Annotated in this window: 16 protein-coding genes, 1 tRNA gene and 1 rRNA gene; 12 read left to right on the top strand and 6 right to left on the bottom strand. The window is 44.3% G+C overall.

The window, feature by feature from the left end:
* Positions 1-104 precede the first annotated feature (104 nt).
* The 3 genes from R7M92_RS18395 to pepA all read right to left on the bottom strand — a co-directional run bounded on the left by R7M92_RS18395 (position 105) and on the right by pepA (position 5,133).
* Positions 105-2,963 carry a valine--tRNA ligase gene (locus R7M92_RS18395; RefSeq protein ID WP_248487084.1) on the bottom strand — a complete coding sequence of 953 codons (2,859 nt, stop codon included), beginning with the start codon at positions 2,961-2,963 and terminating at the stop codon, positions 105-107.
* A 96-nt stretch (positions 2,964-3,059) separates the two neighbouring features.
* Complete coding sequence (locus tag R7M92_RS18390; protein WP_031777270.1) at positions 3,060-3,509, bottom strand: DNA polymerase III subunit chi; 450 nt, start codon at positions 3,507-3,509, stop codon at positions 3,060-3,062.
* 115 nt (positions 3,510-3,624) lie between these two features.
* On the bottom strand, positions 3,625-5,133 hold the full coding sequence (pepA, locus tag R7M92_RS18385; protein ID WP_005381073.1) for a leucyl aminopeptidase: 1,509 nt from the start codon (positions 5,131-5,133) through the stop codon (positions 3,625-3,627).
* Between the two features lie 200 nt (positions 5,134-5,333).
* Here pepA and lptF point away from each other — a divergent pair, with 200 nt between their 5' ends.
* Positions 5,334-6,434, top strand: coding sequence for an LPS export ABC transporter permease LptF (gene lptF / locus R7M92_RS18380; RefSeq protein ID WP_005381072.1), 1,101 nt, complete (start codon positions 5,334-5,336; stop codon positions 6,432-6,434).
* 3 nt (positions 6,435-6,437) lie between these two features.
* Positions 6,438-7,508 (top strand): LPS export ABC transporter permease LptG, encoded by a 1,071-nt coding sequence (gene lptG / locus R7M92_RS18375; RefSeq protein WP_005381071.1) that lies wholly within the window; start codon positions 6,438-6,440, stop codon positions 7,506-7,508.
* An 87-nt stretch (positions 7,509-7,595) separates the two neighbouring features.
* On the opposite strand, the gene R7M92_RS18370 is transcribed toward lptG, so the two are convergent.
* Both R7M92_RS18370 and R7M92_RS18365 read right to left on the bottom strand, forming a co-directional pair.
* A complete protein-coding gene (locus R7M92_RS18370) occupies positions 7,596-8,075 on the bottom strand; it encodes an RDD family protein (RefSeq protein WP_005381070.1) in 480 nt (159 codons plus the stop codon).
* 184 nt (positions 8,076-8,259) lie between these two features.
* On the bottom strand, positions 8,260-9,528 hold the full coding sequence (locus R7M92_RS18365; protein ID WP_005385537.1) for a DUF2254 domain-containing protein: 1,269 nt from the start codon (positions 9,526-9,528) through the stop codon (positions 8,260-8,262).
* A gap of 227 nt (positions 9,529-9,755) precedes the next feature.
* Here R7M92_RS18365 and R7M92_RS18360 point away from each other — a divergent pair, with 227 nt between their 5' ends.
* Both R7M92_RS18360 and R7M92_RS18355 read left to right on the top strand, forming a co-directional pair.
* On the top strand, positions 9,756-10,421 hold the full coding sequence (locus tag R7M92_RS18360; protein WP_137282380.1) for an SDR family NAD(P)-dependent oxidoreductase: 666 nt from the start codon (positions 9,756-9,758) through the stop codon (positions 10,419-10,421).
* 190 nt (positions 10,422-10,611) lie between these two features.
* A tRNA-Leu gene (locus R7M92_RS18355) sits at positions 10,612-10,696 on the top strand.
* Between the two features lie 246 nt (positions 10,697-10,942).
* On the opposite strand, the gene R7M92_RS18350 is transcribed toward R7M92_RS18355, so the two are convergent.
* Positions 10,943-12,226, bottom strand: coding sequence for a carbohydrate-binding protein (locus tag R7M92_RS18350; protein WP_258480502.1), 1,284 nt, complete (start codon positions 12,224-12,226; stop codon positions 10,943-10,945).
* A 247-nt stretch (positions 12,227-12,473) separates the two neighbouring features.
* On the opposite strand from R7M92_RS18350, the gene R7M92_RS18345 reads away from it, so the two are divergent.
* The 8 genes from R7M92_RS18345 to R7M92_RS18310 all read left to right on the top strand — a co-directional run.
* Positions 12,474-12,779, top strand: coding sequence for a PTS sugar transporter subunit IIB (locus tag R7M92_RS18345; protein ID WP_025767645.1), 306 nt, complete (start codon positions 12,474-12,476; stop codon positions 12,777-12,779).
* Between the two features lie 87 nt (positions 12,780-12,866).
* Complete coding sequence (locus R7M92_RS18340; protein WP_318133951.1) at positions 12,867-14,201, top strand: PTS sugar transporter subunit IIC; 1,335 nt, start codon at positions 12,867-12,869, stop codon at positions 14,199-14,201.
* A 51-nt stretch (positions 14,202-14,252) separates the two neighbouring features.
* Positions 14,253-14,564, top strand: a complete 312-nt coding sequence (locus tag R7M92_RS18335) for a PTS lactose/cellobiose transporter subunit IIA (protein WP_025767646.1) — start codon at positions 14,253-14,255, stop codon at positions 14,562-14,564.
* A gap of 12 nt (positions 14,565-14,576) precedes the next feature.
* Positions 14,577-15,899, top strand: a complete 1,323-nt coding sequence (locus R7M92_RS18330; protein WP_318133949.1) for a 6-phospho-beta-glucosidase — start codon at positions 14,577-14,579, stop codon at positions 15,897-15,899.
* An 18-nt stretch (positions 15,900-15,917) separates the two neighbouring features.
* Positions 15,918-16,673, top strand: a complete 756-nt coding sequence (gene chbG / locus R7M92_RS18325) for a chitin disaccharide deacetylase (protein ID WP_318133947.1) — start codon at positions 15,918-15,920, stop codon at positions 16,671-16,673.
* Between the two features lie 104 nt (positions 16,674-16,777).
* Positions 16,778-17,776 carry a LacI family DNA-binding transcriptional regulator gene (locus R7M92_RS18320; protein ID WP_053303320.1) on the top strand — a complete coding sequence of 333 codons (999 nt, stop codon included), beginning with the start codon at positions 16,778-16,780 and terminating at the stop codon, positions 17,774-17,776.
* Positions 17,777-17,906: 130 nt separating this feature from the next.
* Positions 17,907-19,160, top strand: a complete 1,254-nt coding sequence (locus R7M92_RS18315; protein WP_005381029.1) for an HD-GYP domain-containing protein — start codon at positions 17,907-17,909, stop codon at positions 19,158-19,160.
* Between the two features lie 535 nt (positions 19,161-19,695).
* Positions 19,696-19,770, top strand: a 16S ribosomal RNA gene (locus R7M92_RS18310); the annotation flags it as partial.

Genomic DNA, 19,770 nt, shown 5'->3' with positions numbered 1-19,770 from the left:
CTATTGATGATGGTTTTGGTGAAATGTATACAAAAAAGGTTGGCCATGATGACCAACCTTTGAACCAAAAGTGAGAAGTGTTAATTCTTCTCTTTCACTGAGGCTTAAAGCGCAGCGATCGTTGTCTTCTGCTCTTCTAGCTTAGCTAGTGTCTCTTTGTAGCCTTCAAGCTTCTCACGCTCTTTAGCAACAACTGCTTCAGGTGCTTTCGCTACGAAGCCTTCGTTACCTAGTTTGCCTTCGATACGCTTGATTTCGCCGTGAGTCTTCTTGATTTCGCCATCTAGACGAGCAAGCTCAGCATCTTTGTCGATCAGACCTGCCATTGGGATCATCAACTCAGACTTACCAACCAGTGCTGTCGCACATGCAGGAGTTTGTTCGCCAGTTTCAAGCACGCGTACTGCTTCTAGCTTCGCTAGTGACATCAGTACTTGCTTGCTTGCTTCTAGACGAGAGGCATCTTCTGCATTTGCTGCTTTCAGCATAACGTCAAGCGGCTTACCAGGGTTGATGTCGTATTCAGCACGTAGGTTACGGATGCTGGTAATAAACGCTTTCACCCATTCAATGTCGTCTAGCGCTTCTTGGTTGAAGTTTGCTTCGTCGAATTGAGGCAGTGCTTGCAGCATGATTGTCTCGCCTTCTACACCTTCAACTAATGGCTTGATGCTTTGCCAGATAGTTTCAGTGATGTAAGGAATCACTGGGTGAGCTAGACGTAGAGTCTTCTCAAGAACCGTGATTAATGTACGACGAGTACCACGCTGTTGTGCTTCAGTACCTTTCCATAGAACTGGCTTAGTAAGCTCTAGGTACCAGTCACAGAATTGGTTCCAGATGAATTCGTAAAGCGTGTTCGCAGCCATATCTAGACGGAAGTTGTCGATATGGTTGTTAAACGCTTTCGCTGCGAGTTCAAACTGAGACTCGATCCACTTGTCTGCTAGTGAGTATTCAATCTCACCACCGTTGAAGCCACAATCTTGCTCTTCTGTGTTCATCATTACGTAACGGCTTGCGTTCCATAGTTTGTTACAGAAGTTACGGTAACCCTCAAGACGTTTCATATCCCAGTTGATATCACGACCTGTTGATGCCATTGCTGCAAGAGTGAAACGCAGTGCGTCTGTACCGTATGCTTCGATACCGTTTTCAAACGTCTTACGAGTGTTCTTCTCGATCTTCTTCGCTAGTTGAGGCTGCATCATGTTGCCACAACGCTTCTCTACGAGAGACTCTAGGTCGATACCATCAATCATGTCGATTGGGTCAAGTACGTTACCTTTCGACTTGGACATCTTGTCGCCGTTTTCGTCACGGATTAGACCAGTAACGTAAACCGTTTTAAATGGTACTTGTGGATTGCCGTTTTCGTCTTTCACGAAGTGCATGGTCATCATGATCATGCGCGCAACCCAGAAGAAGATGATGTCGAAACCAGTTACTAGAACGTCTGAAGGGTGGAATACTTTCAGGTCGTCAGTTTGCTCTGGCCAACCTTGAGTACCGAACGTCCATAGTGCAGAAGAGAACCACGTATCCAGTACGTCTTCGTCTTGGTGCAGTTCAATGACTGACTCTAGGTTGTTGTTCTTACGAACTTCTTCTTCAGTGCGACCTACGTAAACATTACCTTGGTTGTCGTACCAAGCTGGGATGCGGTGACCCCACCATAGCTGACGAGAGATACACCAGTCTTGAACGTCACGCATCCAAGAGAAGTACATGTTTTCGTATTGCTTAGGAACGAATTGGATGTCGCCGTTTTCTACTGCTTCAACTGCAGTTTTCGCTAGAGGCGCAGTACGCACGTACCATTGGTCAGTTAGCATTGGTTCGATAACCACGCCACCACGGTCGCCGTAAGGAACTTGTAGATCGTGATCTTTCACTTCTTCAAGTAGACCTAGCTCGTCGAATTCAGCAACGATAGCTTTACGAGCGGCAAAACGCTCCATACCGTGGTATTTATCTGGTAGTTCAGTGCTGTAAGCTTCGCTTGCTTCGCCGTTAGTGTTGAATACTTCTGCTGAGTCGCGGATGTTCGCGTCGAAAGTCAGAATGTTGATCATTGGTAGCTGGTGGCGCTTACCTACTTCGTAGTCGTTGAAGTCGTGCGCAGGTGTGATTTTCACACAGCCAGTACCTTTTTCCATATCTGCGTGCTCATCGCCCACGATTGGGATGCGACGATCAACGATAGGAAGGATGATTTCTTTACCGATAAGATCTTTGTAACGTGGATCTTCTGGGTTAACTGCAACACCCGTATCGCCTAGCACGGTCTCTGGACGAGTCGTTGCAACAACGATGTAGTCTTTGCCATCCGCTGTTTTAGCGCCATCTGCTAGTGGGTAGCGGAAGTGCCACATGTGGCCTTTAGTGTCTTTGTTCTCTACTTCTAGATCTGAAATCGCTGTGTGTAGCTTTGGATCCCAGTTAACTAGACGCTTACCGCGGTAGATTAGATCGTCTTCGTATAGACGTACGAACACTTCTTGAACGGCGTTAGATAGACCATCGTCCATCGTGAAGCGTTCACGATCCCAGTCTACAGATGCGCCAAGACGACGAAGCTGCTTAGTGATAGTGCCGCCAGATTCGCCTTTCCATTCCCAGATTTTGTCGATGAAAGCTTCACGACCGTAATCGTGTTTTGTTTTGCCTTCTTCTGCAGCGATCTTACGCTCAACAACCATCTGAGTTGCGATACCAGCGTGGTCAGTACCTACTTGCCAAAGGGTGTTTTTACCCTTCATACGTTCACAACGGATAAGCGTATCCATGATCGTATCTTGGAACGCGTGGCCCATGTGTAGGCTACCAGTGACGTTCGGTGGCGGGATCATGATGCTGTATGATTCTTTAGTAGTGTCACCGTGTGGCTTAAAGTAGCCTTTCTCTTCCCAAGTCTGATACAGAGCTTGTTCGATTGAAGTTGGGTTGTATGTCTTTTCCATAGCGCTCTTTTAATGGATACGTTGATGGTTGAATCTTAGTCAATCTTTATAAGTGAGGGATCTTAACAAGATCGCCTTAACTATAAGGATTGACCGTTAAGGATATTGAATTTCGATCGTTTGCAGCTGGTAACCTGCTTGACGGTAAATTTTATATCTTTCTCTTGCGAGTTGTTTAGCTTTTTCTTCGCAGGGCACGAAGTCTACCACTTGAGCAAACTTGTTCGCAAAGGTTGTCTCATTTTCCGCCAAATTAATTACCAGCTGACGGTTCCAATTAGGTTTTACACCTTCATGGCCGATTTCAATATTGGTGGCGTATTTCGGTCCCTCGCCTACGAGGTTATGTGCCATGAACTTGTCTGCATCAACTTGCCAAAAGGCTTCAGCGAGCTGCTCGGCGTGTGGTTTGTCTTGGCAGTTTAAATACACTTTAGCGCCTTGGCGAGCAAAGTGCTGAGCCAAAAACACGATGTATTCTTCAAAGCCAGCCACCGTTGCTTGCGGGCTCTCTTCGTTAATGATGTAGAAGGTTGCAGTTTGCATCATTCTCTCACTTGCCTTGGGTCTCTTCCTAAGACCATCTTAAGTCCCACTTTCATTTTAGAAAATTAGGATAATAAAAAAGGGCCTTGCGGCCCTTTTAGATTCTGTTCAGAAATTACTCTTCTGTCTCTTGGCCGCTGCGGTTCAAAAGGAATTGGACAAGCATTGAGACAGGACGGCCCGTTGAGCCTTTCGCTGCGCCTGATTTCCACGCGGTACCTGCGATATCGACGTGTGCCCAGTTGTACTTCTTCGCGAACTTAGATAAGAAGCAACCCGCAGTAATTGTGCCACCAGGGCGACCACCAATGTTTGCCATATCCGCAAACGGGCTCTTCAACTGTTCGTGGTACTCGTCTGCCATTGGTAGACGCCATGCACGGTCACTCGCTTGCTCAGAAGCGTTTACTAGCTCATGAGAAAGAGGGTTGTGGTTAGAGATTACGCCGCTGATATGGTGGCCTAGTGCGATAACACAAGCACCAGTTAGCGTTGCAACGTCAACCACGCAGTCTGGTTCGAAACGCTCTACGTAAGTCAGTGCGTCACAAAGAACAAGACGGCCTTCAGCATCCGTGTTCAGAACTTCTACAGTTTGACCAGACATGGTCGTTAGGATGTCACCTGGACGGTAAGCGTTGCTGCCAGGCATGTTTTCACAGCCCGCTAGAACACCAATAACGTTGATTGGTAGGTTTAGCTTCGCTAGCGCTTTCATTGTACCGAATACCGATGCCGCACCACACATGTCGTACTTCATCTCATCCATACCTTCGCCCGGCTTTAGAGAGATACCGCCTGAGTCGAAGGTTAGACCTTTACCTACGAGCACAATCGGTTTTGCATCTGAGTCAGGGTTACCTTTGTACTCGATGATAGACATCATAGATTCGTTTTTAGAACCACGGCCTACTGCTAGGTAAGAGGTCATACCCAGTTTTTCCATCTCTTGCTCACCAATGATTTTGGTGGTTACGGTTTCGTAATCGTCCGCTAGACGACGAGCTTGAGAAGCAAGGTAAGCTGGATTAGCTACGTTTGGCGGCATGTTGCCAAGGTCTTTTGAGGCTTTGACACCTGATGCGATAGCAAGACCATGAGTGATTGCTTTTTCACCCAAGTTCAATTCACGACGCGTTGGTACGTTGAAAACAAGCTTGCGCAGTGGGCGGCGAGTCTCAGGTTTCACGCTCTTGAATTGATTAAATGTGTATAGACCATCTTTAGTCGCTTCTACAGCCTGGCGCACTTTCCAGTATGTATCACGACCCTTAACATGCAGTTCAGTTAGGAAACATACCGCTTCCATTGAGCCTGTCTCGTTAAGTGTGCTGATCGTCTTTTGAATGATTTCCTTGTACTGGCGCTCGCCAAGTTCACGCTCTTTGCCGCAACCGACAAGTAAAACGCGCTCTGACAAAACACCTGGTACTTGATGCAGTAGCAGCATCTGACCAGGTTTACCCTCTAGATCACCACGGCGAAGTAGTGAACTGATGTAACCGTCACTGATTTTATCAAGTTGTTCGGCTACTGGAGAAAGGCGACGTGGTTCAAACACACCAACAACGATACATGCGCTACGTTGTTTCTCTGGACTGCCACTTTTTACACTGAACTCCATGCGTACTCCTACATCCTGAAGACAAATTGCTCTAAATGTTAGATAATGATCGCTTACTTGTTGAATTTTAGCTCCAGGCTTACATGCAGAGCTGATTAAGCGACTAACATCTAGTTTATAATTTTTAAAAAAATAAATGGTTCAACGGGAAACTATAGTGATTCGACCAAAAAAACAAGTTTTGTATAGGTAATTTCAGCGTGATTATTGTTAGATATTTGATCCGCGAAACACTCAAGAGCCAATTTGCGATTTTTTTCGTACTTTTTTTGGTGTTTGTAAGCCAGAAATTCATAAGTGTTCTTGCTGATGCTTCTGATGGGGATATTCCTGCTGGATTGATTTTCTCGATTGTTGGTTTGAACATGCCAGCAATGGGTCTGTTAATGCTGCCTTTAAGTCTGTATATCGGCATATTGATCACATTTGGTCGTCTGTATGCAGAGAGCGAAATTGTCGTAATGAACGCGACAGGTATTGGTAATAAATTCTTGGTTCAAGCGGCCTTATACCTAGCGTTGATTACTTCAGCGGTGGCGGCTTTCAATGCGTTGTGGCTATCGCCGTGGTCTCAAGACCGCGTTGAGCAGCTTTATGAGCAGGTAGCGTCAGAAAACAGCGTTGACCTACTTAAAAAAGGTCAGTTCCAAGGTACACCAGACGGTTCATCGGTTGTGTTCATCGATGACATTAAAGACAATACCTTGAGCAACGTTTTTGTTGCGCAGATGCGCCCTCGAGATTCAGTGTTACCGAGTGTGATGTTCTCATCTTCTGGTGAAGTAAAAGAGCTTTCGGACGGTCGTCAGATCATCACTATGAAAGAAGGTACGCGTTATGAAGGTGTGCCTACTCGCGTTGAATATATGATCACGAAATTCGATGAATACGAAGGTGTTATCGGCCAACGTGAGGTCAAAAAGAAAGGGCGAGACTGGGAAGCATACCCAACGGTTGACTTGATAGGTCACCCAGATCCAGAGGCGCAAGCGGAGCTACAATGGCGAATTTCGTTATTTGTGTGTATTCCACTCTTAACAATGCTCGTTATTCCTTTGTCTGCGGTGAATCCGCGTCAGGGACGGTTTGCCAAAATGGGGCCTGCGATTCTGATCTATCTAGCGTATTTCTTGGCGATCAGTGCAACCAAATCTGCATTAGAAGATGGTGACATCCCGGCTGCTATTGGTATGTGGCCAATCAATGCGATGTTGCTGATTGTTGCTATCATGGCGAATATGATGGACAGCGTTGCTGCTAGACGAATAAAAGACAAATTCCGCAAGAAGAGGCTCGCGTAAGCTGTGTTCAAAATCTTAGACCTTTACATCGGTAGAACCATCATCTCTACCACTGCCTTGGTTTTAGCGACGTTTGTTGGCTTATCGGGCATCATCAAATATGTAGAACAGCTACGTAAAGTAGGGCGAGGTGTATACGACCTCACTCATGCGTTGTACTTTGTGTTACTCAGTGTGCCGCGTGATATCGAAATGTTCTTTCCAATGGCGGCATTACTCGGTGCCCTGATCGGCTTAGGTATGTTGGCTTCAAGCTCTGAGCTGGTGGTGATGCAAGCTGCTGGTTTCTCTAAGCTGGATATCGGGTTATCGGTACTAAAAACGGCCGTCCCGCTCATGATTGTCGTTATGGCGTTAGGTCAATGGGGCGCTCCTGAGGCCCAGAAGATGGCCCGTGACTTACGTGCGTTTGCGATATCAGGTGGTAGCATTGTGTCTGTGCGCTCAGGTGTGTGGGCTCGTGACGCAAACGACTTTATCTTTATCGGTAAAGTCGAAGACGACAAGCTTTATGCTTTAAATATGTGGCGTTTTGATGATGATAAGAATCTACAAAAAGTTATTTTCGCCGAAGAAGTCGACTACCAACAAGATAACAACTGGCTGATGCGCTACGTACAGATTACGGACATGGAAAATGAAAACGTAATTTCAAAGCAAGACATCGAACAGATGGAGTGGCACACCTCTTTGGCACCAGATAAGCTAGCTGTGGTGACCGTGAAGCCAGAGGAATTGTCACTGAGCGGTTTGTATGATTATGTGACTTACCTGAAAGCATCGGAACAAGATGCATCTCGCTATGAGTTGGCGTTTTGGCGTAAGTTGACTCAGCCGCTTTCAATTGCTGTGATGATGTTAATGGCGCTATCTTTTGTTTTCGGTCCACTCAGAAGCGTGACCATGGGGGCAAGGGTATTGTCGGGCGTGGTTGCCGGGTTTACTTTTTACATATCCAGTGAGTTCTTTGGCCCATTAAGCTTGGTGTATGGCATATCCCCAGTGTTTGGTGCTTTGGCCCCGAGTTTGGTGTTCTTAGCTATTGCGATTGCACTGCTACGAAGAAAGCTATAACTGAAGCATCATCGAATAAACCAAGTTTTACCGAACCAAATGTAAAAGGAAGGCATTACGCCTTCCTTTTTTGTGTTCCTAGACAAGTTAATTTGCCTTAGGTAATACAACAACCTCTGTTTTGGCCCAAATGTCGTGGAAACCACGTTTCTTCGGATCAATCGGTACAGTCAAATTTGCCAAGCCAAAGCCAGATGTCGAAATACGAATCAGAGCTTGAGTTACCGTAATTGGTGCTCCGTCTTTGGCATTGCGAACTCGAAGCTTCCAAGCGCGCATCCCAAGAGTTTGTCCTGCTCGCGTCCAGAAGAACACAAAGAAATATATCCACACACCCGCAAGATAAAGTGTAAATAGAGGGCTCAATACAGGGTGCTTTCCGAGCATATCTGCGGCATCAGCGTACTCGCCATAGCTCAACAATCCTGCTGCATTTAGTGCAAACACAACGGCCATAACAATACCTGCGGCCATCATTTCAATTGCGATAATAATCAATGTGTCGTAAATCAACGCTGCAAGTCGACGAAAGAGACCAGCAGGTGGAAGAGTTGTAGACGTTGTCATTATTCCATCACTTACCTTAAAAATTGTGCGTCAGAATATAGATTCCCTCACCAAGAGAAAAGAGACCTAACGCACAGAGTCTTTAATTGTGTATAAACGAAGAGACTTTTCTGCCCTACGTTATCAGCACATGTCATGATACACGAGGCCGTGCAGCAATATGTTTCAACTGAATTCGACTCTCTTAACCATTGGCTTTTTGGTCTGTGACCAGATTAGATAGCTGAGAGAGTTGGTGTTTCTCATCTTCGGTATAATGTTGGCTTAATGAAAGCTCTAAAGCTTTTTCTGACAGCTTGATTGCTGGTGACAAAAATAACTTAGGGTGCATACTAGAGAGAGCTAGCAAGGCCTTTTGTAGGCGAATCTGTATTTGGAGTTGCGCTGCACCATCGTGTGCTATCGGCAAAAAGACATCATCAAACAAATCCTGGCAGCTCAATGCGGGCACAAATAGTCTAGGATATCGAGTTTTGGTAGGCGGCTCACTGAGTAGGTCTCCCCATAATGAAAGTGCTCGTACAGAACGCCCAAGAACGTCAATCGCGGTGCCATTATCATTTACAGCCGGAGATAGTGCTCGTGAGGCGATTTCCGCCATAACGACTAAACCAAAGCGAGGGTCCTGATCATATGAACGCTCTGTTCGAATCGTGAAGGCTGCCGTTACTTCGCTTTCGTCTGGCAATTCTCCACAAACCCAAGCCAATGGTTGACCTACGTACACAAAACTTCCCGGTTGTCGCTCAAGGTAGATGGTGCATTGGTTTGCTTCAGCAATACTATCGAGATGATGCATATCAACATGCTGTAAGTAGCCAATTTCTTGGCTCAAAATAGGTTTACTTCCTCTGGGTTTATGTTCTGGGTGGCTCCACGGGTGAGCACCTAGCCAACGCTCTTTGCCCCGTTTTCTTATCGCATCTAACAAGGCTTGCTCCACGTATGAAGTGGTTTCACTGACCCTTCCTAGTACGGAAAGGTGCTGAATCCAACGTAGCAGAGTGAGTATGATCATCACGATTACGGCGATAGTCACGATGAACAGATAAATTTGTGCTTGTTGATGATAGGCCCCAATACCTAGCGCGATAATTCCTACCAAACTAAATAGAAAAGAGCCAAGAAAGGTTGCTAAGGCATTTTGTGTTGTGCTGTCTTCCATCAACAGTTTTGTCGCTCGCGGCGTTACCCCTGCACTAGCGGCACTGTACGCTGAGACCATAATATTGAGAGAGAATGTAGTCACTGCAAGCATGGAGGTTGCGAGGATATTTAATATGTTGTTCAACAAATCCTTGCTGACGTTGATGGCAGGGGGCAGAGTAATGAACTGGTTTAAAACAATCGACATTAAGGCGGTAGCAACAGCTAGTAATGCGTAGAGTGACGTCCGGACCCACAGTTTTCGTGTCATCTGTTTCAGTAACCACTGCCATTTTGACCCAGTCATTCTTTGCTCCTATTCAGTTCTCACTAGAAAGTCGATAGAAAATTCAGAAAGTTATTCTTGCTTAAGCATAGGTTAAATGCCCGTCGTTCTGCTTGATATTTCATGCATCACGAAAGTAAGAAAGCTGCTTGCTTCAAAGAATGGTGCTCTTGAGGTGTGAATTACCACGATTCTGTTACCTTAATTGATAGATGAATTAAAAGTATGTGATTGAAAAGAGGTAGCGCATGATTGTAATTACAGGTGCAAGTAGCGGTTTAGGGGCGGAACTAGCAAAGCGTTATGATGCGGAAGGCAAAGAGACGTATGTAATAGGAAGAAATACAGAAAAACTATCCGCACTAGCAAAACAACTCTCTCATAACGTTGGTTATCAAGCTTGCAACCTCTCATTACATCAAGGTGTGAAACAGCTCTTTGATGGGATGAAACAGCCGCCTGAAATGGTCATTCATAGTGCGGGAAGTGGTTATTTTGGCTTACTGGAAGAGCAGGAGCCGGAAGAGATTCAAAAGTTGATTGATAACAACCTGAATACTGCGATTCATGTGCTAAGAGAGTTAGTAAAGCGTTACAAAGATCATCCAATAAAAGTGGTCATGATCATGTCCACAGCCGCGCAACAACCTAAAGCGCAAGAGTCTACGTATTGTGCAGTGAAATGGGCCGTCAAAGGATTAATTGAGTCGGTTCGTTTGGAGCTAAAAGGAAAACCTATGAAAATTATCGCGGTTTATCCTGGTGGAATGGATACGGAATTCTGGAAAACAAGCGGCAACACGATAGACACGAGTCACTTCATGCAAGCAGAAGATACCGCAGAGATGCTCCATAATGCGTTGTCGAGCATTGGGAATGGTTATGTTTCTGATATTACAGTGAATAGAACTTAAAAAGAGTTTCGTATACTCATTTTCATCTGGAAGAGTAGTAGAAAATGGAGCGTACGTTTCTTATGAGTACAGCTTTGTCACACTTTGTGGCGAAATTATCAGCAAACGATAGTTATTTAAGGTATTTCTGCTTGCGCAGGTCAAAAGCTTACGTATAATGCCAACCATCAAAGGGCAATAGCCCAAAGATGCCGGTGTGGTGAAATTGGTATACACGACGGATTCAAAATCCGTTGCCTTCGGGCGTGGCGGTTCAAGTCCGCCCACCGGTACCATATTAGAAAGGTCGCTTTTATAGCGGCCTTTCGTCGTTTTAGGTGTTCGTAAATATCAAAAGAAAGTTAGCGTTGCCTTCGCGGTGGCGGCAGGAATGCCAGTCCAATCAACTCCGTCCACCGGTACCATATTTTAAGACAGAGCCTCGATGAGAGTCGGGGCTTTGTTGTATCTGGATCTTCAAAACAAAAAAGCGCGAGGGGTATGCCTCGCGCAAACTACTACATGGTGATAGTAGGAACAGCCTATAGAGCTGTGAACAAGGTATTTTGAGTGTTCGGAGTCCAGTCTGCTTGGGACACGTGCGGTACATCAACTAGATAACGCAAGCCTTGATAAGTCACCACATCGCCTTGTTTATAGGAAACATTCTGAGTCCAGTTAGTGGCTGGGTCCGCATTTGTCCAGAGGCTAGAGGTTGGAGACGGTGCCCAATCTTGTTGTGCAGTATGGTTTGTTACAGCCTGGTATACAGTACCTAGGTGTAAGACGTAATCGCCAGCGTCGTAGTTATGACCAATTTGCCAGTTCGGTGTGTAGTTATCCATTGTGTCGAAGTCATAACCCGCTTGTTTTGCTAACTGTATAAACTTAGCGAGCTTAGGTAGGTTTTGCGTTGCCCCCATGCCACGCTTACCATCTTCAAATAGGAACTCGTGAGTTAATACGATAACTTTATCGGCGTGTAAAGGTGTACCACATGGGAACTCTTGAGCTTTGGAGTTGATCGGGTTAATCGTTGTTGGTGCACAAGTGTTTAACGCGGAATCCACATATCCAAGAAATGCTTCTGCTTCTGTAAGGCTGTTTGCTGGCATTTCAATGCCCCAATTTTCAGGTGCCCAGTCCACATCCCAACCGTGAGTTTGATAGCCGTTATTCGCTAGGATATTTTGAACCTCGATAGCTGCTTTTACACTGTTGGATGGGTTGGATGTATCGCATACATATCCTGGTTCCCAAGGTTTCAGGTCATCAGACGTGGCACATAACCCATCTGCTTTGAAGTCTTTCGTCACGCGCCAACCGTTGGTGTAGGGCAGTCTAGCAAACTCTGTTGCCTTGTAGTTCGGGTAGCTTGTAATGTTCGGCAAATACTTTGCTAACACAGATAAGTTTTCCGTAAACATTGAGGCATCGTAAACAGGGTCTTGATACGAGTTAAGCTGGTGGTCCCCGGTCGCATTACACTCCGCAGCACTGTTCGGTCCAAACTCATCCACGCAGTTGTGCACCATGTGATCGTAACTGTGGTTCGCAACAATATGACCAGTGTCTAATGCGAGCTTTAAGGCTTCTAGGGAACGGTCTTCATTCTCATCACCAATTCCATCTAAATGCCAAGCATTAAAGTAAAACGTCGCTTTGATATCTTCCTGGTTAAGTACTTGAATAACGTCAATAGATGCATTGATTGGTCCATCATCAAACGTTAGATAAATTGTGCCTTTAGAGTCGGTTTGAGCAAATGAGTGTTGTGATAGTGCGGCACTTACAAGCGTTGCAATAGCCAATTTATTAAATTTCATTCTCTATTCCTTTTAAGAAATTAATAACGACGTTGTCAGTAGTAAAATATTGATAATTTGAAACTTAATGTGATGTCTTAAATTATTTTATGACTTTTATCCTAGACCTAAATAATTACAAAAAAATAGGTGGTATTTTCTAAATTGGGATTGTGTTCACGAATAATGCAACCGGTTGCGCTTTTTTGTCTTGGTTATTTTTGCTACAGTTTTTACAGGTTGAAATTTACACAACGGGAGTAAGGCTATGAAAAAGATCCTTTTATGCTGTAGCGCAGGGATGTCCACCAGTATGCTTGTTAAGAAAATGGAGCAAGCTGCTGAAAATAAAGGAATTGAGTGCAAAATTGATGCAATGTCAGTGAATGCGTTTGAAGATGCAATTAAAGAGTACGATGTTTGTCTTCTCGGGCCTCAAGTACGTTTTCAGCTAGAAGAGCTAAGAAAAACGGCGCAAGAGCATGGTAAAAACATTGATGCTATTTCTCCTCAGCATTATGGAATGATGAAGGGAGAAGAAGTACTAGAGCAAGCATTAGAATTAATTAACTAAACTATAGTTTTAAATTAAAAAGATAACTGTACATCAAATATAAATATTTGATGCGGGATTCTTTTGCCTAAAATAAGGATGGATTCTATGAAGCTTTATGACGCAATTATAGGCGCAGTCGAAAAGCATATAGCCCCTATAGCAGCTAAAGTGGGGAATCAGCCCCATGTTCGCGCAATGAGAGACGGTTTTATTGTCGCAATGCCGTTTATTATTGTCGGTAGTTTCATTTTGATTTTTGCATTCCCCCCATTTGCCGAAGATACAACCTTTACTTTTGGTCGAATTTGGCTCGATTTCGCCACTACACATTTTGATACCATAATGATGCCATACAACATGTCGATGGGGGTCATGACCATTTTTGTTTCGCTGGGCGTTGCTTATAGTTTAGCGAAGGCTTACAAGATGGATGGGATCACGAGTGCTGTATTGTCACTAATGTCTTTTTTACTCATTGCGGCCCCAGCTAAAGATGGCGCGTTGTCTATGTCTCACATGGGCGGAACCGGGATCTTCACCGCAGTGATGTGTGCATTTTTCTCGGTGGAGCTCTACCGTTTTATGAAAAAGCACAATATTACGATTCGCATGCCAGAGCAGGTGCCACCGGCGATTGCGCGATCATTTGAAGTATTGCTACCAGTCTTAGCGATATTCATTACCTTATATCCACTTAGCCTTTTTGTACAAACCCAGTACGACATGCTGATTCCAGATGCTGTTATGGCTATCTTTAAACCGCTAATTAGTGCGTCTAACTCATTGCCTGCCATTATTGGCGCTTTATTGCTTTGCCAGCTGCTTTGGTTTGCGGGTATTCATGGTGCTGCAATTGTTGTTGGACTGCTTTCTCCAATCTTTTTGACCAACATTGGTGCCAACATTGAAGCCTTTGTTGCAGGTGAACCGATTCCAAACGTATTTACTCAACCGTTCTGGGATTTTTACATCTTTATTGGCGGCTCTGGTGCAACACTTGCTCTTGTTATGCTGATGTCGTTTAGCCGTTCTGTTCACCTTAAGAGCATTGGTCGAATGAGTGCGGTGCCTGGCTTTTTCCAAATCAACGAACCTGTGATCTTCGGTAGCCCAGTTGTGATGAACCCGACCTTGTTTATCCCGTTCGTCTTCGCTCCAGTCATCAACGCTACGATTGCGTATTTTGCTGTGCATGTCGGCTTTGTGGGTATGGGGGTCGCTACAACACCTTGGACAACACCGGCACTGATAGGTGCTTCGTGGGGTAGCGGTTGGACCTTTGCGCCAGTATTGCTCGTCATTGGTTTATTAATTCTTGATCTAATCATCTACTTCCCATTCTTCAAAATGTTTGAGAAGCAAATGTTGGAGCAAGAACTACCAACGACGAAGGAAACTAAAGGTGATACGCAGCCGTCAGGCGAAGGCGTTACTGCTTAACTGTGCTTAATGGGCCGCAATTACCGCGGCCCGATTTTCGGAGAGAAAATGATGGAACAAGAATTGGTTGTAATGGAGATCATTTGCAATGCTGGTGAAGCCAGAAGTTTAAGCTACGAGGCATTGCGTTTATCTCGAGAACAAGATTTTGAAGCGGCTGATGAGAGGCTCTCTCAAGCAAGAGAGTGCATTAATAAAGCCCACTTAATACAGACTCAGCTTATTGAAGAAGATCAGGGAGAAGGGAAAGTCCCGATGACGTTAGTGATGGTGCATGCTCAAGATCACCTAATGACTACGATTTTGGCTCAAGAGATGGCTGTAGAAATCGTCGCACTGAACAAAAAAATCTCGAACAAATAAAGGGGGATGAAAATGTCTAGAGAGGCGATCAAACTTGCCATTATTGGCGGTGGTAGTAGCTATACCCCGGAATTGGTTGAAGGGGTTATTAAGCGCTTAGAATATTTACCCGTTAAGAAAATCCATTTTGTGGACATTGAGTCAGGAGCTGAGAAGCTTGAGATCATCAAAGGATTGGCTCAGCGAATGGTCGATAAAGCCGGAGCAAAAATTGAGATAAAAGCCGGTTTCGATCGCCGTGCTGCGATAAAAGATGCGGATTTTGTGATGACGCAGTTTCGTGTTGGTGGCCTTGCTGCACGCGCTAACGATGAGCGAATCCCAATCAAGTACGACGTCATCGGCCAAGAAACAACGGGCCCTGGTGGTTTTGCTAAAGCACTGCGAACCATTCCGGTCATTCTTGATATCTGTAAAGACATTGAAGAGTTGGCTCCAAACGCATGGATGCTCAATTTCACCAACCCAGCGGGTTTAGTTTCCGAAGCGGTCAGTAAGTACACCAAAGTAAAGAGTATTGGTTTATGCAATGTGCCCGTTTCAATGGAAATGATGATTGCAGAAATGATGGAGTGCGAGCCAAAAGAGCTACAACTTGAGTTTGCTGGGTTAAACCATCTCGTGTGGGTACACAAAGCATGGCTCAATGGGGAAGATATTACTCAAACGGTATTAGAGAAAGTCGGTGATGGTGCCAACTTCAGTATGAAGAATATCTGGGAAGAGCCGTGGGATCCTGCATTTCTAAAAGCACTGGGGGCGATACCATGTCCTTATCATCGCTACTTCTACCAAACTGATGCCATGCTTGCTGAAGAGAAACAAAGTGCCGATGAAAAAGGCACTCGTGCTGAGCAGGTAATGGAAACAGAAAATGCGCTATTTAAGCTCTATCAAGATCCTACCCTCGATCATAAGCCGAAAGAGTTAGAGGAGCGGGGTGGTGCTTATTATTCTGATGCATCACTGAACCTAGTTGATTCAATTTATAACAATCGTAATAGTATTCATGTTGTTAACGTTTTAAATAATGGAGCGATCAACGGCCTACCTGACGATGCTGTGATTGAATGTAGTGCGGTGATTGGTAGCTGGGGGGCGAAACCTCTTGCGGTTGGCGAGTTGTCAAACAATATCAAAGGATTACTCTATCAAGTTAAAGCGTATGAGCAGCTAACAATAGAAGCTGCTGTCGAAGGTAATTATGACAAGGCGCTTATGGCATTAACCAATAACGCATTGGTGCCTGACATTGGCCGCGCCAAGTCAATCCTGGATGATATTCTGGCGGTGAACGCTCCGTATTTACCTCAATTTAAACTAACGACGTTGTAAGACTAAGGAAGGGCGCCGATGAAAGTCATTTTTAATGCTGATGATTTTGGTTTAACGAGAGGTGTAAATAGCGGCATCGTTAAAGCTCATCAGCAAGGTGTGGTTCGTTCAACCACCATGATGGTGGGTATGGATGCTGAGCAACATGCCTTAGAACTAGCTCGCCATAATCCAGACTTGAAAATTGGCGTTCATCTTAGGTTTACAGCAGGTGTGCCTATAACGAAGCATCCTAACTTGACCAACGGCCGATCGTACTTTATCAACTATGACGAACTTTGGAGTAAGCAGGACTTCGAAACTCAGGTCGTTTATGATGAAACAAAAGCTCAGGTGGAACATTTTTTATCGCTTGGGTTAGAGCTAAGCCACTTAGATAGCCATCATCACGCGCATACTCACCCTCAAATTTTGCCCGTTATTAAAGAAGTAGCGAATGAATACCGAGTGCCACTGCGGGGCACTGGCTTGTGTCAAGAATCGATGACAATCAGGTATATCTTTACTGATGAGTTTTATGACCAAAAAGTGAGCTTGGATGGTTTAATGGCACATTTATTGAGCTTAAAAGCTGACTATGACTTGGTTGAGGTGATGTGCCACCCGGCAGAGGCCGATCAGGCGCTTATCTTAAAGAGTGGCTATGCGCTTCAGCGAGAGCTAGAGTTACAAGTTCTTACCTCTCCCATTTTAAAAGAACAGTTAGCTCAGCATGGTATAACTGTCACGGATTACTCTGAGCTTGTTTCTACCAATCAAATGGTCGGTGTATGATTAAAGGCTGCCAGCTTCGCCCCCTATAGCACCTTACGAATTGCTGGCAGCCGTTCTACACAAACGAATATTTAATAACAATTGCAGTTGGACCCAATAGCATTATGGCAAGGATTAAAGATGTAGCCGAACTCGCCGGTGTAAATCGCTCTACCGTTTCTCGAATTATTAATGGAGAGGGGAAATTTCGCGAGGAAACTCGAAAAAAAGTAGAGCAAGCTATGGCGCAATTGAATTATCGTCCCAGTGCAATTGCTCGTTCACTCGCAACCTCATCCAGTAATATGGTTGGGTTATTGGTGACTTACTATACGGGGGGCTTCTTTGGCGAGATGATGGAGCAGGTTCAGACCGAGCTGGATATTCATAAGAAGTTTTTGATTACAGCTCAAGGCCATCATTCTGCACAAGGTGAAAAAGAGGCAATTCAGCGTTTTAATGATTTACGTTGTGACGGCTATGTACTTCATAGTCGTTATTTGTCAGATGATGACTTACGTGAACTAGCTAAACAGCCAACACCTTTCGTTCTCCTGGATCGCTACGTGGAAGGAATAGAAGAGCGTTGTGTTACCTTTAACCATCATCATGCAAGTCGTATTGCCGTTGAGCACCTTTTAGCTGGTGCTCATCGAAAGATTGCTTGTATTGCCGGTCCATCCCAACGTCATAACAGTGTATTGAGAAAGCTTGGGTATATTGATGCAATGAAGGATGCTGGTATAGATATTGATGAAAGCTGGTGTGAAGAAGGGAATTATGGCCGGCAAAGTGGTTATGATGCAATGGCTGCAATTTTACAACGACACCCTGATGTGACGGCTGTCTTTTCGTGCAGTGAAGAAATGACGGTTGGCGCAATGCAGTACTTACACGAGCACAGTATTTCTGTACCAGAGCAAATCTCATTAACTAGCTTTGACAGTGTTGATCTTTGTGAAAGTCTTTACCCTACAGTATCAGCAGTGCACTTTCCTATCAGTGACATGGCCCGTGTAGCGGTACAAACGTTAATGGGACTAGTCAAAGATCAAGAAGTAATAGACAAGCCAGTGTTCGAGGCCAAGCTTAAAATACGCAAAGCAGATCGCTCCTTAAAGTAGCTTACTTCTATCTAATTAAGTGAGTCGCTTAGAAATAACGGTTTGATGTTTTGATAGTTACTGATGAATTTATTCACAAAATTTACTAGTATTCTAACTCTCTTAAGAAATATAAATCAGTAGTGAATAAGTGGCAGCCATTAAACTAACGGTCGATCGTATTCAACCCGGACTACATATCCGTCTTCCGCTAAAGTGGAACGATCACCCCTTTCTACTCAATAGCTTTAAGATTAAAGACCAAGAGCAAGTCGAGATGATCCGCCACCTCGGCGTAAAGTTCGTTTACTTTAATCCAGAGCAAAGCGATGCCGTTCCACTCCCTGTTGATCAAAGACAAGCTGACAGAGTAACAAATGAAGCGTCGTTAGATCATGAAACTCAAAAAATGTGGCAAGAAAAACAGAACCGCATAGAGAAGTTAAGTGCATACCGTCGACGCGTGATTCAGTGTGAAAAAGAGTTTGAGCGCTCTCTGGCACGTATGCGTTCAGTCATGACTAAAATCCGTAACCGTCCGACAGCAGCAGTTGATGAAGCAAAGCTTCTTATTGAAGATATCGTCGAGAAGTTAATGTGCGATGATAATGTTACGTTACATCTGATGAACGGAAAAAATGAGTTTGAAGATATTTATTTCCACTCATTGAACGTGGCTGTTATCTCGATGATGATTGGCCGTGCTAAAGGGTACTCAGCAGCACAGTTGAAAGAGCTTTCCTTCTCCGCACTATTCCATGATATCGGGAAAATAAAAATCCCGACTGCAATATTAAGAAAGCAACTACCTCTAACAGAGCCAGAAACCAACTACTTAAAGTTGCACACTAAATATGGCGTCGATCTTGCGAGTCAAATCGAGGCTTTTCCCGAAGTCGCGAGAATTGTGATTGCGCAGCACCATGAGCTAAGAGATGGGTCTGGTTATCCTAAAGGCCTGAAAGGAGATGAGATCAACGAGTTTGCTCAAATTATTGCTGTAGCCAATGCGTTTGATAACTTGTGTCATACCCCGATAGTCTCAGACCAAAAGATTCCTTATACCGCACTCTCTCATTTATATAAGAACTGTAAACACCTATATAAAGAAGAGAACCTGAACATCCTAATTAAGTTTATGGGCGTGTTTCCTCCGGGTACCGTAGTTCAGCTTTCTAATAATATGGTCGGCCTGGTTATCTCAGTGAATGCATCGCATTTATTATTCCCGAATGTCTTGGTTTACGATCCATCAGTACCAAGGACGCAAGCGCCAATCATTGATCTTGCGTCAAAAGATATAAAGATAGTTAACGCGATTCATCCGTCAAAATTACCGGATAAAGTAAAAGAGTATCTAAATCCGCGTTCGCGTATTTCTTATTTCTTTGATAGCGATGAGTAGTTATCCACAGCTTTTTGTGGGTAAATTGTATAAATCCTGAGTGTTATTTCTGGGTAATTTTGGGGTTGGATGGAAAGTATCCATTTGGCATGTTTTTTTAGAAAAAATGCATTTTTAGTATTGCCAAAGAAAATCTTCTCCCTATAATGCGCATCCATCGACACGGCAGACGTCACAAGGCTTCAGCAGGGTCGAAGAGGTAAAAAGCTTCTACAAAAAATTAGTTTAAAAAAGTGTTTGACACTAACAACTAAATCGCTAGAATGCACCTCCGCTTTGAGAGAAAAACTTCTCGCAAAGCAAGCTCTTTAACAATATAGACCTATCAATCTGTGTGGGCACTCGTTGATGATAATCCAAATTAGATACTTCGGTATCAAATTAGGTTTCAATGAAACGAAGTGACCATTCGAATTGGGAAGCAGCCTTGAGCTGTTTTGTTTTACTTTTTCAAAAGTAAAAACCAATAAGAGCACAGTCAATTCAAGCATTACTTTATGTAATGTTCAGTATTCATTGAGCCGAACAAAATCTTAAATTGAAGAGTTTGATCATGGCTCAGATTGAACGCTGGCGGCAGGCCTAACACATGCAAGTCGAGCGGAAACGA

This window comes from Vibrio sp. Vb2880 (assembly GCF_033337975.1).
Taxonomy (GTDB): domain Bacteria; phylum Pseudomonadota; class Gammaproteobacteria; order Enterobacterales; family Vibrionaceae; genus Vibrio; species Vibrio alginolyticus.
The sequence above is the reverse complement of the archived record's forward strand: the minus strand, read 5'-3'. Positions and strand labels throughout refer to the sequence as shown.